Origin of the sequence: Chitinimonas sp. BJYL2, assembly GCF_027257935.1 — a bacterium.
Taxonomy (GTDB): domain Bacteria; phylum Pseudomonadota; class Gammaproteobacteria; order Burkholderiales; family Chitinimonadaceae; genus Chitinimonas.
On the sequence record NZ_JANZKW010000001.1, the window covers coordinates 111,361 to 130,454 of the forward strand.

A 19,094-nucleotide genomic window follows, 5' to 3' on the forward strand; every position below is an offset into this window, starting at 1 on the left:
GTCCGTCGGGCTGGTGTGTGCGAGCCTCGCTCGCGTACACCAGCCCGTTTTCACAATTACTGGAAGGTATGCAACCAGAGGTCGTCGCCCTTGCCGTTATCGGTGAGGACAGCTTCGAAGGCCGCCTTGGGGTACTGGATGCCCTGCCCACTCGCAGCACGATCATAGCTGCCGTACTTTTGCAGGCTCCACTTGCCGTAAGGATCATTGACCGTATAGCGCTCGCCATCGTAACCGGTCACCACCAAGATATGCCCCGGTGCGGTAAACCAGCCATGCACTATGGTGGGGTCCCCCACGCTGGCGCGCGCGCGCAACTCAGCCAGGGTGCCGTTGCGTTTGACCGTATCGCGCACGGCAGCACCTTGCTTGCTCGCCAGATCATTGAAAATGGCCGCCATCGCATCTGGGTCACCCGTCTTGCCGTACTGCTCGTATAACCAGTCCGGCAGGCGCTTGCCCACCTTCTGGCTATTGCTGATGCCCCACGTGTCCAACACCATGGCCAGCGAGGTCAGATTACAGGTGTTGGTGGGCTCATAAGCATTCTCGTTCTGGTTGAAATACGCGACCGGGCGCGCTGCAACCCGGCTTACGCTGTATGCACCCTGATTGCATGGGGTCTGCAGATAACTGGTACGAGCCCAGTCCACCTGTTTCCAGTCCGCCTCGATCAGGCTGGCTGCCAGCGTTTGCTGGGCGCGGTTGACCGTACTCTTCCCGGGAATCCGCCAGATCGAGGAATTGGGGCCCGCGTGCTGGATGAACTCGTTCAGCTGCGCCGGACTGATTTCATCGTACTCGGTGGACACAATGTGCCAGATCGGCTTCTTGGCACCCAATTCACGGTACTCGCAGCTTCCGGCCTCGATCCATTTGGGAATCGCGTTCATATAGCTGCTGCCCCATACCTCGACATAGGTCTGCGGCATGTGGAAGTCGACGTACTGATCCACGATATCAATCCGGAAACCATGGTCCTTGGGATTGCCCCAAGTCGTCACGCCAAAGGGAAAATCACTGGCGATCCACTTCTCCTGGCTAGCCTTGGCTTGTGCCGCACGGAAGGCCTTCAGCAGGCTCTCCAGCTCGACACTCTTCCGATCAAACTCGACCTCCAGATCGCTGATGTAGCCGACATAGCCAACTTTGGCAGCCTGATACAAGGCATCCGCCTGCTCGGCGTCATAAGTGGCGCCTTTGGCGGCATCGGTCGGGTAATTGTAAGACCAGGCCCAAGGCTCAATCCCACGGGATTTGTAGGCAGCCAGCGTTCGAGTGTCGCAGGCGTCCTTGAACAGGCTGCACGCCTGCTTGCCATCGGCAATCTTGATGAACACCCGTTTGACACCCATTACCGCCAGCTCATCGGCGACCTGATCGTGTGTCTTGCCGATCTCATCGATATACCAAAGCCAGGCGCCCAGCTTGTTGCTGCTCACCGTCACAGGCGTCGGCGCGGGGGTGGTAACCGGTGGATTGCTTACAGGTGGGGTATTGCCTGTGGGCGGGCTGGTAGTTGCCGAACCACCACCACAAGCCACCAGCAAAATGCCCGAAAGCAGTGAAGCGAGCAGACGAGAGAAGCGAGGAAGCATCGATAGATCCTGTTTGGGCCAAAACGTACGACCCTAGAGCCCCCGCTACATCAGCTCAAGCGACACCTGTGCAAACCATCCTTTCCACTGCGGAATGCAGGCTATGCGGTTCAGGTATTCAGTGCAGTACCGACCAAGGGAATCGCGTCACTGATGACCGCCGTTACCAGCAGCAACGATACCAATACAAAACAAACCGCCTCACCGACCTGCAGGCTCGTATCGGGAGAAAAGTGAACAGGTTTCATGGCGCAGACATCCGTGGTTTTGATGCAGCGCAGCATACGCAGCGCGGATGACAAGCCCATGAGAAGTCGGTGACAACGCCGTGACAAGCGATCAAGCCGCGCGCGCGCGCCGCTGCGCCAGCAAGCCCAGCTCCACAGCCACAATCGCCTTGGCCTGATTCAGATCGTCCACATAGCCCACGCCGTACAGGCAACAAGCAAGCTGGTTCACGATGGGGGTAGGCAAGCTGGCGTCACCCGCCAGCGCGGCTTCAATCCAGCGCGCGGTGGCACGGGCATCCAGACCCGGCGGAAGTGGCGTGCTCGGGGCAAACGCACGGGTTTCGGCACCGAATAGCAGCGAGGGCTGGCCGCCGCGCGTGAGAACCAGTTCGGGGCGGTGCATCGGGTCGGCCACGGGTTCGCCTTCGGTACTGGCCAACAGCAAGGCGCGGCGCTGGTCGTCCACACACAGGCGACGCAGGCGATCCAGCCGTGCAGGATGGCTGGCGGCCAGTACGGTCAGCACGGCCCCGCCAGTGGCGGCGCGCAGCAGTTTCACCACCTGATGACCCAGATGGCGCACGCCCAGACGACCACGTAGCGAGAGCAGATCCGCCAGGCCTGGCGCGAGTACGCCCGTCGGCACAAACACCATGCGCTCATTGCGCAGACTTTGCTCGGCCTGCGCGCGCGTAGCAACAGGCAGGATGCCGAGTTCACGGAGCACCTGTGCGGTAGCAACGCGGCCATGGCCATCGAGTTCACCATGGATCAACACACCGATATCAAAACGGCGCAGCAGCAGGGCCAGCAGCGCCGTCAGGTTGGGTAGCTCGCGGCCACCACCATAAGAAGGCAGCACAACCAGCTGCCTATCGCCAACGTCCAGCGGGCTGGTGCGCTCATTCAGTGCATCTACCGCGCCAGCCAGTTCTTCATCGTGCTCGCCACGCAGGCGCAGCGCCATCAGCAGCGCACCGAGTTCGATATCGGGGATGCCGCCATCGAGCATGGCCGCGAACAGCTGGCGGGCTTCATGGCGGCTCAGCGTGCGGGCTTGCGCGCTGGCCAGGGCCTTCAACAGCCGGGTGTAGCTCATGCGGTGTCCTCCTGTTATGGAGGCAGACTGAGCAACGGCCGTGCCACGGCGTATTGATGAGGATATACGGGGCTTGTGGGGTACAGACCGCATCGGCATGGTGCAGCGGCAAGCTGCTACCGCACCAAGGCGGGTCAGGGCAGGTAATCGACCAGCAAGCCGCTGGCGCGGCGCAGGCGTTGCGAGAGCAGACGGCCAATCCGGCGCAGCAGCTTGACGCCGATCACCGGGCGCTCGCGGCACAGGCGATCAAACGCCTCGCGCGATAGCAGCGCCACCTCGCAATCTACCGCAGCCACCAAGGTGGCCGAACGCGGTTCGCCATCAAGCAGTGCCATTTCACCGAACACCTTGCCGGCCGACATGCTGTAAAGGGGTTTGCCCGAGGCCTCGTCATTGCGCTTGGAGACGGTGAGCCGGCCATCGAGCACCATGCCCATATAGTTGGCGGCATCGCCTTCCTGGAACAGTACGGTGCCTTTGGGCAAGGTGTAGGCGAGCAATAGACCTAGAAGGTAATCGATTTCGCTGCCATCGAGCTCGGTGAGCGCCTCACTGGATTCGATCTGGGCGCGCGCCGACTTGCTGTGACGCAGGTCGATCGGGTCTTGCTTGAGCAGGGCGGTGGCGGTATCGGCCATGGATTTTCTGTGGGGATATGCGGGTTGGCGGCGTATAGCTGTAGCATAAACCCCGTTAACCCCGCGCGCTGCAATCCGCAACCCGATGCTGATCGACACCCACTGCCACCTTGATGCTCCCGAGTTCGACGCCGACCGCGACGCGGTGGTGGAACGCGCACTTGCTGGCGGTGTAGAAATGCTGGTCGTCCCGGCCATCACGCTAGCCACGCTGCCCGATACCGTGGCCATGCGCGAGCGCTACGGCTGCCCGATTGCCCTAGGCCTGCACCCGATCTACGAACGCACGCACCGTGACGAGCATGTTCCGCAGCTGCGCGACTGGATTGCGCAGCATCAGCCTGCCGCCGTTGGCGAGATCGGTCTCGACTTCTTTGTGCCGGGTCTCGATGCGCAGCGCCAGACCGCGCTGTTTACCGCACAACTGCGACTGGCGCGTGACTTTGATCTGCCGGTGCTGCTGCATGTGCGCAAATCGCAGGATCAGGTACTGGCGCAGCTGCGCCGCTTCGGCATCCGCCGCGGCATTGCCCATGCGTTCAACGGTAGTCCGCAGCAAGCGCGGGCCTATGTGGACCAAGGCCTCAAGCTGGGTTTTGGTGGCAACCTCACCTTTGAGCGTGCACGCAATATCCGCCGGCTGGCCCAAAGCCTGCCGCTTGAATCCATTGTGCTGGAAACGGATGCGCCCGATATCGCCCCCGAATGGGCCTATCAGCAGCGCAACGAGCCCGCCTATCTGCCACGGATTGCGGCAGTGCTGGCGGAACTGCGCGGGCTATCGCTAGAGGAAGTCGCCGCAGCGACCAGCGCCAATGCGCGTACGGTGCTGGGCTTGCCCCTAGACAGCTAGGCCCGCACGCCGCATGGCACATACCGGGCAAGCCGGGTCGGCCTTGAAGCGCAAACGCCGCCATTCGTGCGTGCGCAAATCCAGTGTCTGCAATACGCCGAGTGGCACGCCGGGCATGCCGATCAGCAGTTTCAGTGCCTCGGCTGCCTGCATGGCGCCAACGATGCCGACCAGGGGCGCAAACACGCCGAACGTGGCGCACGGGCCATCGCTGGCCTCGCCGTCTTCGGCAAACAGGCAGCGGTAGCAGGGGCTATCGGCTACGCGCGGGTCGAAGACCGCAAACTGGCCATCAAAGCGTACGGCCGCACCTGATACCAGCGGCTTGCCCGCCAGCATGCAGGCACGGTTCACGGCATGGCGGGTCGGAAAGTTGTCAGAGCAATCGAGCACCACATCGGCCTGCGCCACAGCGGCCCGCAAGGCATCGCCGGCCAGCCGCTCGGGTAGCGTCACAATCTCGATATCAGGGTTCACGCCATGCAGGGTTTGCCGGGCCGATTCCACTTTAAGCAGGCCCAGCGTGTCGTGCCGGTGCACGATCTGGCGTTGCAGATTGGTGAGTTCCACCACATCGGCATCGGCCAGCAGCAAGCGCCCTACCCCGGCTGAAGCCAGATACAAGGCCGCAGGCGAGCCCAAGCCACCCATGCCGATAATGAGGGCGGTGGCGGCACGGATGGCGCGCTGCCCTTCGATGCCAACCTCATCGAGCAGGATATGGCGGCTGTAGCGAAGCAGATCGTTATCGGACAGATCGTGGGCGGCAGTCATGGTGCAACTCGTGAATGATCAACGCCGCCTTCACGGCGGCGCTGGATCATAGCGTGGAACAGCTCATCGCATCTGGGTGCAATCAGCCCAGCTTCTTGAGTGCGAGCCCTACCATGGCGCCTACCTGCTGCAGATACTGCACATCCGGCTGGCTCCACTCCTTCTCGCCGCCGGTCTGTTCGCAGCAAACCAGCCCGATCGGGCTGCCGCCGACCTCGATGCCCACATCGAGCAATGAATAGATATTGAGTGGCTCGAAATAACCCTCATTGAAGCAACTCGTGGCCGGGTGGCTGCGGGCCTGGCTGGCAATGATCATCTTGTCGCTGCGCATGGCCTCGAAGTAAGGCGCAAAGTCATCCTCACTGAGCACAATGCCGCTTGCCCACTGGTTGTCACCGGCATCATAAAGACTCTCGCACACCGCCTGATCCTGCAGCGGGCCGGCGTAGAACCAGATACTGGCCCGGCTGCAGCCAATCTCCTGAACCACGGCACGCGCGAGCATCTGGAAGAACTTGGGTCGATCAAGCTTGCCACCAGCCAGCAGCTCGTAAAGGTTTTTCAGCAGCGCCGTATCGTGCATTGCCCTCTCCAACCGGAAATCGTCCTGATCCTTTATAGGCCGGGCAAGCCGTTAGCCAAAACAAAAACAAAGGCCCGCACATGGCGGGCCCTGTTTTTGTGATGATCACACCCCTGTGGGTGCATCAAGCTTACTTGGCAGTAGTGCGGCTCACCACCTGCTGCACCTTCAGCACATTGAGCGCCTGCTGCAACTGGTAATCCTTCCTCACCGAAATCTCACCGGGCTTGAGCGGCTCGGTGTCCTCGGACTCTTTCGCTTTGTCCTTGGGCTTGCTGGGCTTGTCGTCCTTCTTGAGCTTGTCGGTATCGAGCTTGGCTTCAGGCTCGCCGGGCTTGGCGGTGGACTTGGCATCGTCCTCGCCTTGCGGGTTGCTCAAGTGGTGCTCCAAGTCGGCCTCGCGCACACGGAACGCGGAGAGATCCACACCATTGACCACTGCTTCTTCCACCTCGATATCCGGGGTAATGCCCTTGGCCTGGATCGACTTGCCATTGGGGGTGAAGTAACGTGCCGTGGTCAGCTTGATGGCGGCTTCCTTGCCCACGGGCAGGATGGTCTGTACCGATCCCTTGCCGAAGGTTTGCGTACCCACCACGACCGCCCGCTTATGATCCTGCAAGGCACCCGCCACGATCTCAGACGCCGATGCAGAGCCGCTGTTGACGAGCACCACCAGCGGTACGGACTTCAGCTCCTTGGGCAGCTTGTCGGCCACCTTGGCGAAGTACTCATCCGAAGCATTGAGCGTGATCTTGGAATCGTTCGCACGGCCTTCGGTGTAGACCACCAGCTTGTCTTCGGGCAGGAACAGCGACGAGACGCCAACGGCGGCGTTGAGCACACCACCAGGATCATTGCGCAGGTCCAGCACCAGACCCTTGAGTGGCGACTTGTTCTCGTCGTAGAGCTTGTCGATGGCCTTGGCCAGATCTTCAGTCGAACGTTCCTGGAACTGGCTCAGGCGCACATACCCGTAGCCCGGCTCAACCAGCTTGGCACGGACGCTCTGCACCTTGATCACTGCTCGGCTCAGGCCGAACACCAGCGGCTTGGTTTCGCCCTTGCGCAGGATGGTCAGCGAAACCTTGGTACCGGGTTTGCCACGCATCTTGCTGACCGCATCATTGAGCGACAAACCGCGTACCGGGGTGTCGTCGATCTTCATGATGAAGTCGCCGGCCTTCACACCAGCCCGCGAGGCCGGGGTGTCATCAATCGGCGAAATCACGCGCACCAGCCCGTCTTCGGCATTCACTTCGAGACCCAGGCCACCGAACTCGCCGGTCGTTGCAGTACGCAGGTCCTTGAAGGCTTCCACATCCAGATAGGCGGAGTGCGGATCAAGACCCGTCAACATGCCATTAATGGCCTCGTTGATGAGCTTCTTGTCTTCGACCGGCTCGACGTAATCCTGCTTGATCCGTGCATATACCTCGGTAAATGCACGGAGCTCATTGATCGGCAACGGCGAGGGGCTGTCACGATCGGCCAGCGCGTTGGCGCCTACCGTCAGCAATACCCCGAGCCCGGTACCTACCAACACATAACTGATTTTTTGCGCTTTAGCCTGCATCGTCCGTTCCTTCCGGTCACTTGGCCCACGTGAGTGGATCGACCGGTTTACCTTGGTGCCTGATTTCGAAGTATATGCCTGTTTGATCACCACCACCGGTGTTACCGCTGGTCGCGACTTCCTCACCGGCTTTCACGGCATCGCCCACCTGCTTTAGCAGGGATTCGGCGGCGCTGTAGAGACTCATGTACCCACTGCCATGGTCCACGATCAGCATATTGCCAAAGCCACGCATCCAGTCCGAAAACACCACCCGGCCCGATGCCACCGCCTTGACGCGCTGCCCCGTGGCGGTGCGGATGAAAACCCCCTTCCATAGGGTGCCCTCGGTGCGCGGCGTGCCGAACTTGCCGCTGACCTCCCCGCGAGCCGGCAGCTTGAGCTGGCCCTTGAGATCGGCAAAGCGACGACCATCCGCCGAGGCATCCGGCTCCGCGTCATTGCGTTTGACGACAGGATCCGGTTTTGGTGCCGGCTCGGGTCGGCCAGCACGCTCACCCGTGGTTTTCTCGTTCTTGGCGGCCTTGGCCTGACGCGCTGCCTCGCGGGCATCGGCCAGCTTCTGGGCGCGCTCCCGTTGCTCGCGCTCCCGCGCGGCTTTCTGCTCGCGCTCACGGCTCAGGCGCGCCAGCCTGTCCATCAGGTTGGCAAGACGGCGCTCATCGCGCTGCAGTTTGCTGATCTCCTTGCGCTGCACACCGATCTCGGTCTGCAGCTTGGACAGCACCTGCTGGCGAGCGTTCTGTTCATTCCTGAGTTTGTCGCGCTGCTCGCGGCGCTCGTCGGCAATCCGTTCCAGTTCGATCTGCTTGGTGGCCAATACCTCGGCCAGGCCACTGAGCTTGTCGAGCTGCTCCTGCAGGCGGCCCGACAGCGCGTGCTGGGCCTCGGCGATATAGCGGTAGTAGCGCAGATCCCGCGCCATCCGGTTCGGGTCCTGCCGGTTCAGCAGCAGGCGCAGGGCTTCATGCTCGCCATTGCGCTGGCGCGCGCGCAGCAGATCGCCGATGCGCTTGCGGTTAGTATCGAGCCCGGTCTTGGTGCGACTGATTTCGGTGTGCACACGCGCCAGCTCGGCCTGGGTGAACTGGCGCTGCCGATCCAGCCGCGCGAGCGCGCGATTAGCCTCGCTGATGGCCTGCTCCGAGGTTTTCAGTGCATCGGCCGCTTCCGTTCGGGTAGCTTCGGTTTCCTGCAATTCATGCTTGAGCGCATCGATACGCTCGCGCAATTGCTTGAGATCCGCCTCGGGCTCGGCCGCCAGCGTACCGGCCGCCATGGCCAGCAGTAGCCAGCCACGCACACCGCTGATTGCGCGTTGCAGAATCATGCGAACTGGATCAGCGAGCGGCCCGTCATTTCGGCCGGTTGCGGCACACCCAGCATGGCGAGCAGCGAGGGCGCGATATCCTGCAGGGACCCGCTGGCTTCCGGCGCCAGCGTGGCCTTACGGCCGATGTACAGGAAAGGCACCAGATCGGTGGTGTGCTGCGTGTGCGGCTGGCCCGAGCCCTTGTCCCACATCATTTCACAGTTGCCGTGGTCGGCCGTGATCAAGACCTCGCCACCGGCGGCCAGCATCGCATCGACGCAGCGGCCCACACAGGCATCAAGCGCTTCAATCGCCTTGACGGCGGCGTCGAAGTTACCGGTGTGGCCCACCATATCGCCATTGGCAAAATTGCACAGGATGGCGGCGTATTTGCCGGTGCCGATGGCCTCGATGATCTTGTCGGCGACTTCGTTGGCGCTCATCTCGGGCTGCAGATCGTAAGTGGCGACCTTGGGCGAGGCGACGAGGATGCGATCCTCGCCGGGGAATTCCTTCTCCTCGCCGCCAGAAAAGAAATACGTCACATGCGGGTACTTCTCGGTTTCGGCGATACGTAGCTGCTTCATCCCCAGACTGGCGATGTACTCGCCGAAACTGTTCTGGACCTTGGGCTTTTCGTAAGCCACGGGGTAGGGATAGGCATCGGCATAACGCGTGAGCGTGGCAAACATGCCGAGCTTGGGGCGGCGCGGACGTGCAAAGCCGTCGAAGGCGTCATCCGTAATCGCCACCGAGATTTCACGTGCACGGTCGGCACGGAAGTTCATGAACACAACTACATCGCCATCTTCCATGCGGGTCACGTCGCTACCCGTGCGGATAGCCGTCGCCTGCACGAACTCGTCGTTCTCACCCCGCTCATAAGCCGCCTGCAGGGCGGCTTGTGCGTTATCGGCCACCAGAGCAGCCTCGCCATCGACCAGCAGGCGGTAAGCGGGCTCGACACGCTCCCAGCGCTTGTCGCGGTCCATCACGTAGTAACGGCCCACCACCGAAACGATCCTTGCCACGCCCGCGCTGTCGCAAGCCGCTTGCAGCTTGGCGATATAGCGCTCGGCGCTACGAGGTGGTGTGTCGCGGCCATCCAGGAAGGCGTGCACGGCAATATTGCCAACCCCCGCCTTGGCGGCCTCGGCAATCAGTGCGTGGATATGTGATTCGTGGCTATGGACGCCGCCATCGGACACCAAGCCCAGCACATGCAGCGTCTTGCCGTTATCGCGCGCCATATCGATCGCCTGCTTGAGCACGGTGTTGCTACCCAGCTTGCCATCGGCCACATCGCAATCCACACGACTGATGTCCTGCTGCAACACGCGGCCTGCGCCGATATTGAGATGGCCGACCTCCGAATTGCCGAACTGGCCGGCGGGCAAGCCCACGTATTGCTCGGATGCGTTGATCGTGGTGTAGGGATAGGTACGGGTCAGCCGGTCCCATACAGGCTTGTTGGCGTGAAGTATGGCGTTGTCATCTCCCTCAAGGCGGTGACCAAAACCGTCGAGTATCAACAGCAGTACGGGTTTTACGGGCGTCATGGGCGGCAGGCAGTCATAGGCAGAGGTTGGCAATTCGGGTGATTTTAACGCGTAGCACGCGGTTGCGCGGCTACGGGGGCACGTTTAACATTGCCCGTCGCAATCGCCGCGTCCAAGACACGCAAAACATGACCTACCATCTGATCCAGGAAGACGAGCACATCGAGCAAGCCTCGCGCGCCATGAAGGCGATGTCGCACCCCTTGCGGCTCAAGATCCTGTGCGTGCTGGGCGATAGCGAAGTCAGCGTGCAGGATATCGTCGACGCCGTCGGCACCTCCCAGAGCAATATCTCGCAGCACTTGGCCATCATGCGCGAGAAGGGTGTGCTGCGTACCCGTAAAGACGCCAACCGCGTGTTCTACCGCGTAGGTGATCCGCGCACGCTGGAAGTGGTCAGCATGATGCGCGATGTATTCTGCGGCTTTGCAAAGTAAGCACGTTTAGCACAACAAGATAACCGGGGGCCGCCACAAGCGGCCCCTAATGCTTTGGACACCCACCGGAGACCCCGCCATGTCCCTGCCCAGCAAGGTAAAGATCGTTGAAGTCGGCCCGCGCGATGGCTTGCAGAACGAAAAATCGCCGATTGCCACCGCTGACAAGCTCACTTTCATCGACATGCTGGCCGATGCGGGCCTGAGCGTGATCGAAGCCACCGCCTTTGTCTCGCCCAAATGGGTGCCGCAAATGGCTGACCACGCCGAGCTGATGACAGGCCTGCAGCGCCGCGCTGGCGTGCGCTACCCGGTGCTGGTGCCGAACATGAAGGGCTACGAAGCTGCCCGCGCCGTGGGCGCCGACGAAATCGCCGTGTTTGCAGCCGCATCGGAAGCGTTTTCGCAAAAGAACATCAATTGCAGCATCGCCGATAGCCTGGAACGGTTTGCACCGGTCGTTGAAGCCGCCAAGCGCGATGGCGTGGCGGTGCGCGGCTATGTGTCGTGCGTGCTCGGTTGCCCCTATCAGGGCGATGTGCCGCTGGCCGACGTAGTGCGCGTGGCAAAGGCCCTGCACGATATGGGCTGCTATGAAGTCTCGCTGGGCGACACCATTGGTGTGGGTACGCCCGCCAAGGCACGCGAGATGATCCGCGCGGTGGCTGCTGCCGTGCCGGTTACGCAACTGGCTGCGCACTTCCATGACACCTATGGGCAGGCCATCGCCAATCTGTTTGCGGTGCTGGAAGAAGGCGTGGCCACGGTGGACAGCTCAGCCGCCGGCTTGGGCGGTTGCCCCTATGCGAAGGGCGCATCGGGCAATGTGGCAACGGAGGATGTGGTGTACCTGCTGAACGGGCTCGGGATCGAGACCGGGGTCAATCTGGAGAAACTCGCTGCCGCCGGCCGTTTCATCAACGGCCGGTTGGGCAAGGCGCCTGCGTCCAAGGTGGCCGCGGCGCTGGCAGCACAACTCGCCTAACGGGCCGAGTGACGCTCCTGGGCGATGGCCTCGTCCAGTGTCAGCAAACGCAGCTGCACTTCTCGGCTCAACGGTGCCGGCTCGACGCGTTCTACCTTGCGGGCCGGCTCGCCGATCGTTGTTTCCGTTTCACCGGAAACCATATCAAAGACGGTGATCATCGTTCGTCCCTCCTGCTTGCGCAGCATGTGGTGATCAATCGGCTTGCAACCCGAATATCGGTATATTCGGCGGAAAGTTCAACTGCCTTGATGCGTACAAGTGACAAACCGTCAGCTGGACGCGACAGCCGGTAGGGCAAAACGCTGGCAGATCCGGTAACCCGCGCCGCCGGCCGCCGCTTGAGATACCACCAGAGACGCACCCGCAAACGCCCAGATTACTGGCTGGGCCCTTGGCCAGACCGCGGGCTTGCTCGCGTGGCGCAGCAGGGTCAGGTGGGGTTTGAAGGTCTTGCCATCCAGCGTGAAGCCGCTTCGTCGCAACGAAGTCCGCAAGGACTTGACCCAATCCATTAACGCTGCATCAACATCTGTCGGCCCCAGCCAGACGATGCCGGGTGCCCAATAACCATACCGATCCAGAAACAACATGCCCCGGACAGGCGGCATCGCATCCAGCACCGTGTGCAGCTCGGGCAAACGGCTGGCCGCCACCTCACCCAGAAATGCGAGCGTGACATGCAAGCCTGCGGCCTGCATGGGCCGGCCACCGCACAGCACACGCAATGCCTTGCCAGCGCGGGCGCAATCAGCGCGTACGGCCTCATCGGGCCACAGCGCCACAAACAGCCGCAGCGGTGCCTCCGGCTGGTTCATGACACTGGGCAGATCAGGCGACAAACGGTGGTTCCGTTCATTTGCATTTGTCATGCGCTTCACTATAACGGGATGGAGTCCGCATGTCGGACACCCTCTCCCTCGAAGGCGGCGCTGTTGCCGCCTGACTCACAGGCCGATGCGAAGCTGCGTCGGCCTCGTTTTTTGTATCGGCAAGCTCGACATGGCAGCCTGCCGGGTATCACAAGCGATCGCTAAGCGCTTATAATCGCGGGCTTTTTTGCCTTCCGACTGCCGCCATGACCGAGCCACGCCGTAATCCCATTGCCACCATCGAATCGCTGGATTTCGACGGCCACGGCATCGCCCATGTCGATGGCAAGACCATCTTCATTGATGGTGCCCTGCCCTTTGAGGTGGTCGAGTTTTCCAGCTACCGCAAGAAGCCGACTTTCGAGAATGCGCAGGTCGTACGCATCCTCAAAGAGAGCTTTACCCGCGTCAAACCCAAGTGCGTGCACTTTGGGGTGTGTGGCGGCTGTTCCATGCAGCATGCCGATGCCGGCGCCCAGGTCGCGGCCAAACAGCGCGTACTTGAAGAAAATCTTGCCCGTATCGGCCAAGTCAAGGCAGAGACGCTGCTGACACCAATTTACGGCCCCACCTGGGGTTACCGCCACCGCGCGCGCATGTCCGTACGCCATGTGGAGAAAAAGGGCGGCGTGCTGGTGGGGTTTCATGAAAAGCGCTCCAGCTTCATTGCCGACATGAAGTCGTGCGAGATCCTGCCGCCCAAGATTTCCAACATGCTGGTGCCGCTACGCGAGCTGGTTTACGGCCTGAGCATCCGCGACCGCCTGCCGCAGATCGAACTGGCCATGGGCGACCATGTGGATGTGCTGGTCCTGCGCATCATGGAACCGCTGACCGCCGCCGACGAGGATCGCCTGCGCGCCTTTGCCGACCAGCACCAGATCCAGTTCTGGCTACAGACCAAGGGGCCAGATACCGCTGTCCCGTTCTACCCGCTCGACGCCCCGCAGCTGAGCTACAGCCTGCCCGAGTTCGGCATTGTCATGCCGTACAAGCCGACCGAGTTCACCCAGGTGAACCCGCATATCAACCGCGTATTGGTGGGCCGCGCGCTTCGCTTGCTTGATCCGCAACCGGGCGAGCGGGTGGCGGATCTGTTCTGCGGCTTGGGTAATTTCACCCTGCCGATTGCCCGCCGCGGTGCGACCGTGCTGGGTATCGAAGGCAGCAAGCAGCTAGTGGAACGTGCCATCGAAAGCGCCGAGCGCAACGGCCTGAGCGACCGTACCGAATTCCAGGTTGCCAACCTGTTCGAAATGACGCCCGAGATCATGGACGGCCTCGGCCACTTCGATCGCATGCTGATCGACCCGCCCCGCGATGGTGCGATGGAAGTGTGCAAATCGATCTCGGCCGAGCACGGCCCCAAGCGCATCGTCTACGTAAGCTGCAACCCGGCCACGCTGGCGCGCGACGCCAATGTGCTGGTGCACGTGAAGGGCTACAAGCTCAAGGCGGCAGGCGTTGTGAACATGTTCCCCGGAACCAGCCATGTGGAATCAATGGCTTGGTTCGAGAAGGAATAAGGCAACATGCAGTTCACGAAGAAGCGACCTAAGGGTCGCTTCTTTTTTTGCCCCGATGAGAGTGGCCAACCTATTCACCGAACCCGGCAAACAGATGCCTAGCCTGCCTCAGCCGCCGCGGTGTCCGCGCTCGATAGTGACCCCCACGCGCCCCACCTCGTGCAGGATGCCGAGCTTGGTGACCGAGACGCGTATCCACGGTGTGGCAAACGCATTCATAAGGTCTTGGGCGATATGTTCTGCCAGCCGTTCCAGCAAGAGGAAGTGCTCTTCGGCCAGCACATGGCGGAGGCGATCGACGACCTGAGCGTAGTCGATGGTGTCCGCCAGCTCGTCGGTCTGGCAGGCGCGGGCGCTGGGGATGCCGAGTTCAAGGTCCACTTCCACAACCTGCGGAGCAATGCGCTCCCAGTCGTAGACGCCGATCAGCGTGCGTGCCTTGATGCCGTGCAGGTAAATGATGTCCATGGGGTAAAAATTCCAGCGCTTGCTCGCTATCGCGGCAAGCCTTGTGCGGCTTAGAATCGAAGGCCTCCATTGTAGTGGAAAACGCCGTCCAGAAAGCCGCGCCATGCCTTTAGACCCGACCAGCCTTGTCCTGATCGTTGCTGCCTACCTGATGGGTTCGCTGTCGTTTGCCGTGATCGTGAGTCGCTTGCTCAAGATGGCAGACCCTCGCTCGTATGGATCGGGCAATCCCGGCGCGACCAATGTATTGCGCTCGGGCAAGAAAAAGGCCGCGATCCTGACCCTGTTGGGCGATAGCCTCAAAGGGGTGCTGATCGTCGCTATCGCACGCTGGCTGGCTGTGCCGGACATCACCTTGGCGACGGTCGCCGTGGCGGTGGTGGTAGGCCACATGTGGCCGGTGTTCTTCCGCTTTGCGGGTGGCAAGGGCGTCGCCACGGCAGCGGGCGTGCTGTTCGTGATCGACTGGCGGCTGGGTCTGGTAGTGTCGGCAGTCTGGCTGCTCATGGCCTTTGTGCTGAAGATTTCTTCACTGGCTGCCATTGTGGCAGCCGTCACTGCGCCGGTTGCCACCTGGCTGCTGCTGCCCGACCGCCCTGCCCTGTTTGGCGCGGTGCTGATCATTGCTGCGCTGCTGGTCCAGCGCCACAAGCAGAATCTGATCAACCTGCTGGCCGGCAAGGAATCGCAGATCGGCCAGCAAGTCGAAACCCGTACCGAGTCGTCCGACTGACACCGTCGTACTGGCCGCAGCAGCCGGGCCGGCAACACGGTTAGAGGCGGAAGCGGCCTATCATCTCCCGCAGGGCAACGGCGAGCACATTGAGGCCGTCAATCACGCCTCGTGCTTTTTGCAAGGCGTCGTTGCCGCTTTGCGCCATGATGCTGATGCGCTCGGCGGATTGCGCCATCTCGGTCGTGGCTGCCGACTGTTCGTTGGCCGAACTGGCGATCTCGCGGATGCGCGCTACCACGTCGTTCATCTGTTCGCGTATGCCCAGTATCTGGTCCGACGCCTGATTCGCATGCGCTACGCCACCCTGCACGGCTTCGTGGGTACTGCCCATGTGGACTACCGCCTGCTGCGACTGCTGACGCATGGCGGCGATCATGTTGCCGATCTCGATAGTGGCCTGCGCAGTCCGTTCTGCCAGCTTGCGGACCTCGTCCGCCACCACGGCAAAGCCCCTGCCCTGCTCGCCGGCGCGTGCCGCCTCGATCGCCGCATTGAGCGCCAGCAGATTGGTCTGGTCGGCAATCTCCTTGATCACGTTGACGATGGAGCTGATTTCCTGGGAGCGCGCGTCCAGCCCCGCCATCACGCCAGACAGGTCATGAACAATGTCCGCAACACGGCCAATCTCTTCGGCCACGGCCTTGACCTTGGCGGCCGACTCCGTAGACAGCGTACCCGTTGCGTGGACCACCCGGTCGGCATCCCGCGTGCTGCCCGCGATATGACTGATGCTGACGGTAATCTGCTCGATCGTGGCAGCGGTGGCCGTGGCCATCTCGCTCTGGATGTTGGCATCTGTCGATAGCTGCTGGGTCATCTCATCGATCCGGGCGACGCCGTTGGTGAGATTCACCACTTCCACGCTGACCTTGCTGAACATTTCGTGCAACTGGGCCATGAAGGTATTGACGTGCCGGGCAATCTCGCCGATCTCGTCACCGGACTCGACAGGCAAACGTACGGTGAGATCACCATTGCCCGTGGTCAGGGTGTGCATCATGTCGCGCAGCCGGATCAAGGGCCGCGCAATCATGTTGCCGAGCAGGAATGAGGCCACAGCGGCCAAACCCAGCAGCAGCAGGCCGGTCATCATCGCCTTGATGGCCGCCGCGTTCACGCGTTCAGCCACCATATCGGCGCTGACATCCGCACACACCGTATAACGCAGGCCTGCGGGACTGGTCACCGGCAGCACGATGCTCCTCAAGAAACCGTACTGGGCGGTATTCGCTTCCATGAACTGCGCCTTGCCGGTTTTGAGTGCCTCCAGCGTGACGGGGTCGGTATCCGGGACATCACTGGGCAGCAGATAGAAGTTCACCTTGGGGTCGGCGAGCTGTTCATCCGACAAGGATGCCTGGCCGTAGAACACCTTGCCGTCCCGCACCACAAAGCTGTACAGGTATTTCACGCCAAGGAACTTCGAGGCCTCGGTCAGGCGTTCGCTCTCGCGGCGCTTGGCGGCCATGTCCACCTCGCCTTGCGGCGCCAGCTTGTCGTGATAATCCTCGCCCAACAGATAAACAAAGGAACGTGCCGCCGTCTCCAGTCGCGCATCCACCTCAGCGCGCGCCGCACTGCGCGCATCGCTCACCGCCTGTACGGTGAAGATGCCTACGGTGAGCAGGGAAACCGCAAAAAAGGCCAGCTGGAGTTTCAGCTTGAGGCTAAGTCTGGACAACATCGACATGGGCATATCTCCTCTGTAACCACTCCAGAATAGAACATGCCGTCGCGGGTCTGGGCGGTATTGAGGCCGGCAGACCCGCTGCAGCCCTCGCCAGTCTGGCGCCGCGACCTATTCGCGGAACAGGTGTGTGAATGCCCGGCTGACCGGCAACTTTTCTGCATGCCCCTTGAGCAGTACCTGCATGCGCTCAGCATCGATCCGCTCGGCGGCCGCAATGGCTTTCACATTGACGAGGGTGCCACGGTGAATCTGCCAGAACTGGTCAGGGTCCAGCCCGGCCAGCATGTCTTTGAGCGGCGTGCGGACCAGCGCTTCGTAATCACTGAGCACGATGCGCGTGTACTTGGTGTCGCTCTGGAAGAACAGCACTTCGTTCACATCGATCAGCTTGATCTGCTTGCCCACGCTGGCACGCAGCCACTTCATGCGCTCCTGCGCAGGCGGATTGCCGTTGCTGAGCTTGTCCAGCAGGTCGGCGAGGTCCGCCGGCGGCGCAGTCAGCTTGGATTTCAAACGCTCAACGGCCTTGGCCAGGCGGCCGCCTTCAACGGGCTTGAGCAGGTAATCCACCGCGCCGGCTTCGAAGGCATCGACGGCGTACTGGTCGTAAGCCGTCACGAACACGATGTGCGCACGATTACCGATGCGCGCAGCCACATCCAGGCCCGACAAACCCGGCATGCGGATATCCAGAAACACGACGTCGGGCTCGTGCTCCAGAAAACCATCCCAGGCATCGTTGCCGTTCTCGGCTACCTGCACGATCTGCGCGTCGGGCCAGCTGCCGGCCAGCATGCCTAGCAGGCGCTCGCGCATCAGGGGTTCATCTTCGGCCAGCAAGAGGCGGACGGGGGTACTCATGGCGTGTCTTTCTGCGTGAGTGCCGTTGTCATCGGGACGGTATGGGGCAGGGTCAGGGTGGCACGGGTGGCGCCCTCGTCTTCATGCAGGTCAAGCCGCGCGGTGTCGCCAAACTGCAGCTGCAGGCGTGCGCGGATATTGCTGATCCCCACGCCGGACTGCCAGCCGGGGTTCAGCCCTTTGCCTGTATCCACCACACTGATACACAGCTGGCCATTCGCCAGGGTGGCAGCACTGACGCGAATGTCTCCCCCGCGCACGGCTGGCTCGATACCATGCTTGATCGCGTTTTCAACCAGTGTCAGCGTCATCATCGTCGGTATCTGCCGGCGCACGAGTGCGGCAGGCAGATCCAGCGCAAAGTCTAGGCGATTGCCAAGGCGCGACTGCATCACATGCAAGTAGGCCGAGATCAGCGCGAAGTCCTCTTCCAGCGACACTTGCTCAGCCCGCATCTGCGCAAGGCTGCCACGCAGGAACTGGATCAGGTGCGCGGTGAGTTCCGCGGCCTTGGGCGCACCGGTTTCGGCCAGTTGCTGAACGGCACCCAAGGTATTGAACAGGAAGTGCGGCTCGATCTGTGCCTGCAACAAGCGCAACTGCGACTCACTGAGCTGGCGGGCCAATCTTTCACGCTCGGTCTCCGCCTGCAGGCGTGCGGCTTCCTGCTCGTAGATATGTGCCCGGAAGCGGCCAATGGCACCCACCAGCAGGGCGTAGACCACACCCGTACCGGCACCCGCAATCGCAATCGTTTTGCCGATACGTTCGAACATGCCGAGCATGTCCTTGCCATCGACCAGCGCCGCGATCCCTGCGCCAAAAAACGCCCCTGCCGTTGCCAGGACAATCACCTTGAGAAAGGTTTTCCAGCCCTGCTTGACCAGCTTGCTGTAGTTGAACCAGGCCGCCAGCAAGCCAAAGCCGAACGAGAGGCCCAGCAGGTTGACCAGTACAACCCCTTCGATCCAGCTGAACTTGTGTGGCCAGAACAGGGGCATCAGCAGGCCGACAAGACTCAGCAGCGCCATGGGCGTGACGATGAAGCGACGATAGCCCGGCCAGCCACGGTTATGCAGGGCAAAGTCGTGTAGCTGCCGACGCTCGATCGGATTCATCTGCTCCAAACCACAGAGCATGCGCTGCCGGAAAGCCGAAGGAGAACGATAGGTAGGATCTGCCAGCGCAATCAGGACTTCATCCTCGTAGCGGCGATGTAGATCAACCAGTTTTTGCCACATGATGTGTTTTCCGGTGAGTGAACATGCTGGCAGCCTAAACAGGGACAGCC

Annotated in this window: 20 protein-coding genes; 5 read left to right on the top strand and 15 right to left on the bottom strand. The window is 61.7% G+C overall.

Annotated features, from left to right (window positions below):
• Positions 1 to 56 precede the first annotated feature (56 nt).
• The 4 genes from O9X62_RS00525 to O9X62_RS00540 form a co-directional block, all read right to left on the bottom strand.
• Positions 57 to 1,598, bottom strand: a complete 1,542-nt coding sequence (locus O9X62_RS00525) for a C39 family peptidase (RefSeq protein WP_269530819.1) — start codon at positions 1,596 to 1,598, stop codon at positions 57 to 59.
• A gap of 110 nt (positions 1,599 to 1,708) precedes the next feature.
• Positions 1,709 to 1,846 (bottom strand): hypothetical protein, encoded by a 138-nt coding sequence (locus tag O9X62_RS00530; protein ID WP_269530820.1) that lies wholly within the window; start codon positions 1,844 to 1,846, stop codon positions 1,709 to 1,711.
• Between the two features lie 91 nt (positions 1,847 to 1,937).
• Positions 1,938 to 2,927, bottom strand: a complete 990-nt coding sequence (ybiB, locus tag O9X62_RS00535) for a DNA-binding protein YbiB (protein WP_269530821.1) — start codon at positions 2,925 to 2,927, stop codon at positions 1,938 to 1,940.
• A gap of 134 nt (positions 2,928 to 3,061) precedes the next feature.
• On the bottom strand, positions 3,062 to 3,568 hold the full coding sequence (locus O9X62_RS00540; protein ID WP_269530822.1) for a Crp/Fnr family transcriptional regulator: 507 nt from the start codon (positions 3,566 to 3,568) through the stop codon (positions 3,062 to 3,064).
• Positions 3,569 to 3,653: 85 nt separating this feature from the next.
• On the opposite strand from O9X62_RS00540, the gene O9X62_RS00545 reads away from it, so the two are divergent.
• Positions 3,654 to 4,421 (top strand): TatD family hydrolase, encoded by a 768-nt coding sequence (locus O9X62_RS00545; RefSeq protein WP_269530823.1) that lies wholly within the window; start codon positions 3,654 to 3,656, stop codon positions 4,419 to 4,421.
• On the opposite strand, the gene O9X62_RS00550 is transcribed toward O9X62_RS00545, so the two are convergent.
• The 5 genes from O9X62_RS00550 to gpmI all read right to left on the bottom strand — a co-directional run bounded on the left by O9X62_RS00550 (position 4,410) and on the right by gpmI (position 10,228).
• Positions 4,410 to 5,195, bottom strand: a complete 786-nt coding sequence (locus O9X62_RS00550; RefSeq protein ID WP_308446400.1) for a HesA/MoeB/ThiF family protein — start codon at positions 5,193 to 5,195, stop codon at positions 4,410 to 4,412. The genes O9X62_RS00545 and O9X62_RS00550 overlap by 12 nt on opposite strands.
• Before the next feature lie 82 nt (positions 5,196 to 5,277).
• Positions 5,278 to 5,781 carry a GAF domain-containing protein gene (locus O9X62_RS00555; protein WP_269530824.1) on the bottom strand — a complete coding sequence of 168 codons (504 nt, stop codon included), beginning with the start codon at positions 5,779 to 5,781 and terminating at the stop codon, positions 5,278 to 5,280.
• 130 nt (positions 5,782 to 5,911) lie between these two features.
• Positions 5,912 to 7,357 (bottom strand): S41 family peptidase, encoded by a 1,446-nt coding sequence (locus O9X62_RS00560; RefSeq protein WP_269530825.1) that lies wholly within the window; start codon positions 7,355 to 7,357, stop codon positions 5,912 to 5,914.
• Positions 7,358 to 7,373: 16 nt separating this feature from the next.
• Positions 7,374 to 8,687, bottom strand: coding sequence for a murein hydrolase activator EnvC (locus O9X62_RS00565; RefSeq protein WP_269530826.1), 1,314 nt, complete (start codon positions 8,685 to 8,687; stop codon positions 7,374 to 7,376).
• Positions 8,684 to 10,228 carry a 2,3-bisphosphoglycerate-independent phosphoglycerate mutase gene (gene gpmI / locus O9X62_RS00570; protein ID WP_269530827.1) on the bottom strand — a complete coding sequence of 515 codons (1,545 nt, stop codon included), beginning with the start codon at positions 10,226 to 10,228 and terminating at the stop codon, positions 8,684 to 8,686. Before gpmI ends, O9X62_RS00565 begins: the two co-directional genes overlap by 4 nt.
• A gap of 128 nt (positions 10,229 to 10,356) precedes the next feature.
• Between gpmI and O9X62_RS00575 the strand changes: the two genes are divergently transcribed.
• Both O9X62_RS00575 and O9X62_RS00580 read left to right on the top strand, forming a co-directional pair.
• On the top strand, positions 10,357 to 10,665 hold the full coding sequence (locus O9X62_RS00575; RefSeq protein ID WP_269530828.1) for a helix-turn-helix transcriptional regulator: 309 nt from the start codon (positions 10,357 to 10,359) through the stop codon (positions 10,663 to 10,665).
• Positions 10,666 to 10,744: 79 nt separating this feature from the next.
• Positions 10,745 to 11,650 (top strand): hydroxymethylglutaryl-CoA lyase, encoded by a 906-nt coding sequence (locus O9X62_RS00580; RefSeq protein ID WP_269530829.1) that lies wholly within the window; start codon positions 10,745 to 10,747, stop codon positions 11,648 to 11,650.
• Here O9X62_RS00580 and O9X62_RS00585 read toward each other — a convergent pair.
• Positions 11,647 to 11,811 (bottom strand): hypothetical protein, encoded by a 165-nt coding sequence (locus O9X62_RS00585; protein ID WP_269530830.1) that lies wholly within the window; start codon positions 11,809 to 11,811, stop codon positions 11,647 to 11,649. The genes O9X62_RS00580 and O9X62_RS00585 overlap by 4 nt on opposite strands.
• 111 nt (positions 11,812 to 11,922) lie before the next feature.
• Entirely contained in the window at positions 11,923 to 12,522 is a 600-nt protein-coding gene (thpR, locus tag O9X62_RS00590; RefSeq protein ID WP_269530831.1) for an RNA 2',3'-cyclic phosphodiesterase, read from the bottom strand.
• Between the two features lie 206 nt (positions 12,523 to 12,728).
• Between thpR and rlmD the strand changes: the two genes are divergently transcribed.
• On the top strand, positions 12,729 to 14,048 hold the full coding sequence (gene rlmD, locus O9X62_RS00595) for a 23S rRNA (uracil(1939)-C(5))-methyltransferase RlmD (RefSeq protein WP_269530832.1): 1,320 nt from the start codon (positions 12,729 to 12,731) through the stop codon (positions 14,046 to 14,048).
• A gap of 108 nt (positions 14,049 to 14,156) precedes the next feature.
• Here rlmD and folB read toward each other — a convergent pair whose 3' ends face one another.
• A complete protein-coding gene (gene folB / locus O9X62_RS00600; protein ID WP_269530833.1) occupies positions 14,157 to 14,516 on the bottom strand; it encodes a dihydroneopterin aldolase in 360 nt (119 codons plus the stop codon).
• Between the two features lie 103 nt (positions 14,517 to 14,619).
• Here folB and plsY point away from each other — a divergent pair, with 103 nt between their 5' ends.
• On the top strand, positions 14,620 to 15,249 hold the full coding sequence (gene plsY, locus O9X62_RS00605) for a glycerol-3-phosphate 1-O-acyltransferase PlsY (RefSeq protein ID WP_269530834.1): 630 nt from the start codon (positions 14,620 to 14,622) through the stop codon (positions 15,247 to 15,249).
• A gap of 40 nt (positions 15,250 to 15,289) precedes the next feature.
• On the opposite strand, the gene O9X62_RS00610 is transcribed toward plsY, so the two are convergent.
• The 3 genes from O9X62_RS00610 to O9X62_RS00620 all read right to left on the bottom strand — a co-directional run bounded on the left by O9X62_RS00610 (position 15,290) and on the right by O9X62_RS00620 (position 19,044).
• Positions 15,290 to 16,942: a methyl-accepting chemotaxis protein gene (locus O9X62_RS00610; protein WP_269530835.1), complete on the bottom strand. Its 1,653-nt coding sequence runs from the start codon at positions 16,940 to 16,942 to the stop codon at positions 15,290 to 15,292.
• 108 nt (positions 16,943 to 17,050) lie between these two features.
• The gene (locus O9X62_RS00615; protein ID WP_269530836.1) at positions 17,051 to 17,803 is read right to left on the bottom strand and encodes a LytTR family DNA-binding domain-containing protein; all 753 of its coding nucleotides are present in this window, start codon (positions 17,801 to 17,803) and stop codon (positions 17,051 to 17,053) included.
• The gene (locus tag O9X62_RS00620; protein ID WP_269530837.1) at positions 17,800 to 19,044 is read right to left on the bottom strand and encodes a sensor histidine kinase; all 1,245 of its coding nucleotides are present in this window, start codon (positions 19,042 to 19,044) and stop codon (positions 17,800 to 17,802) included. The genes O9X62_RS00615 and O9X62_RS00620 overlap by 4 nt, the downstream gene beginning before the upstream one ends.
• Positions 19,045 to 19,094: the final 50 nt, after the last annotated feature.

Coding starts and splice junctions, on each gene's coding strand:
- O9X62_RS00525 (WP_269530819.1), bottom strand. CDS start 1,598: ATGCTTCCTCGCTTCTCTCGTCTGCTCGCTTCACTGCTTTCGGGCATT.
- O9X62_RS00530 (WP_269530820.1), bottom strand. CDS start 1,846: ATGAAACCTGTTCACTTTTCTCCCGATACGAGCCTGCAGGTCGGTGAG.
- ybiB (WP_269530821.1), bottom strand. CDS start 2,927: ATGAGCTACACCCGGCTGTTGAAGGCCCTGGCCAGCGCGCAAGCCCGC.
- O9X62_RS00540 (WP_269530822.1), bottom strand. CDS start 3,568: ATGGCCGATACCGCCACCGCCCTGCTCAAGCAAGACCCGATCGACCTG.
- O9X62_RS00545 (WP_269530823.1), top strand. CDS start 3,654: ATGCTGATCGACACCCACTGCCACCTTGATGCTCCCGAGTTCGACGCC.
- O9X62_RS00550 (WP_308446400.1), bottom strand. CDS start 5,195: ATGACTGCCGCCCACGATCTGTCCGATAACGATCTGCTTCGCTACAGC.
- O9X62_RS00555 (WP_269530824.1), bottom strand. CDS start 5,781: ATGCACGATACGGCGCTGCTGAAAAACCTTTACGAGCTGCTGGCTGGT.
- O9X62_RS00560 (WP_269530825.1), bottom strand. CDS start 7,357: ATGCAGGCTAAAGCGCAAAAAATCAGTTATGTGTTGGTAGGTACCGGG.
- O9X62_RS00565 (WP_269530826.1), bottom strand. CDS start 8,687: ATGATTCTGCAACGCGCAATCAGCGGTGTGCGTGGCTGGCTACTGCTG.
- gpmI (WP_269530827.1), bottom strand. CDS start 10,228: ATGACGCCCGTAAAACCCGTACTGCTGTTGATACTCGACGGTTTTGGT.
- O9X62_RS00575 (WP_269530828.1), top strand. CDS start 10,357: ATGACCTACCATCTGATCCAGGAAGACGAGCACATCGAGCAAGCCTCG.
- O9X62_RS00580 (WP_269530829.1), top strand. CDS start 10,745: ATGTCCCTGCCCAGCAAGGTAAAGATCGTTGAAGTCGGCCCGCGCGAT.
- O9X62_RS00585 (WP_269530830.1), bottom strand. CDS start 11,811: ATGATCACCGTCTTTGATATGGTTTCCGGTGAAACGGAAACAACGATC.
- thpR (WP_269530831.1), bottom strand. CDS start 12,522: ATGACAAATGCAAATGAACGGAACCACCGTTTGTCGCCTGATCTGCCC.
- rlmD (WP_269530832.1), top strand. CDS start 12,729: ATGACCGAGCCACGCCGTAATCCCATTGCCACCATCGAATCGCTGGAT.
- folB (WP_269530833.1), bottom strand. CDS start 14,516: ATGGACATCATTTACCTGCACGGCATCAAGGCACGCACGCTGATCGGC.
- plsY (WP_269530834.1), top strand. CDS start 14,620: ATGCCTTTAGACCCGACCAGCCTTGTCCTGATCGTTGCTGCCTACCTG.
- O9X62_RS00610 (WP_269530835.1), bottom strand. CDS start 16,942: ATGTCGATGTTGTCCAGACTTAGCCTCAAGCTGAAACTCCAGCTGGCC.
- O9X62_RS00615 (WP_269530836.1), bottom strand. CDS start 17,803: ATGAGTACCCCCGTCCGCCTCTTGCTGGCCGAAGATGAACCCCTGATG.
- O9X62_RS00620 (WP_269530837.1), bottom strand. CDS start 19,044: ATGTGGCAAAAACTGGTTGATCTACATCGCCGCTACGAGGATGAAGTC.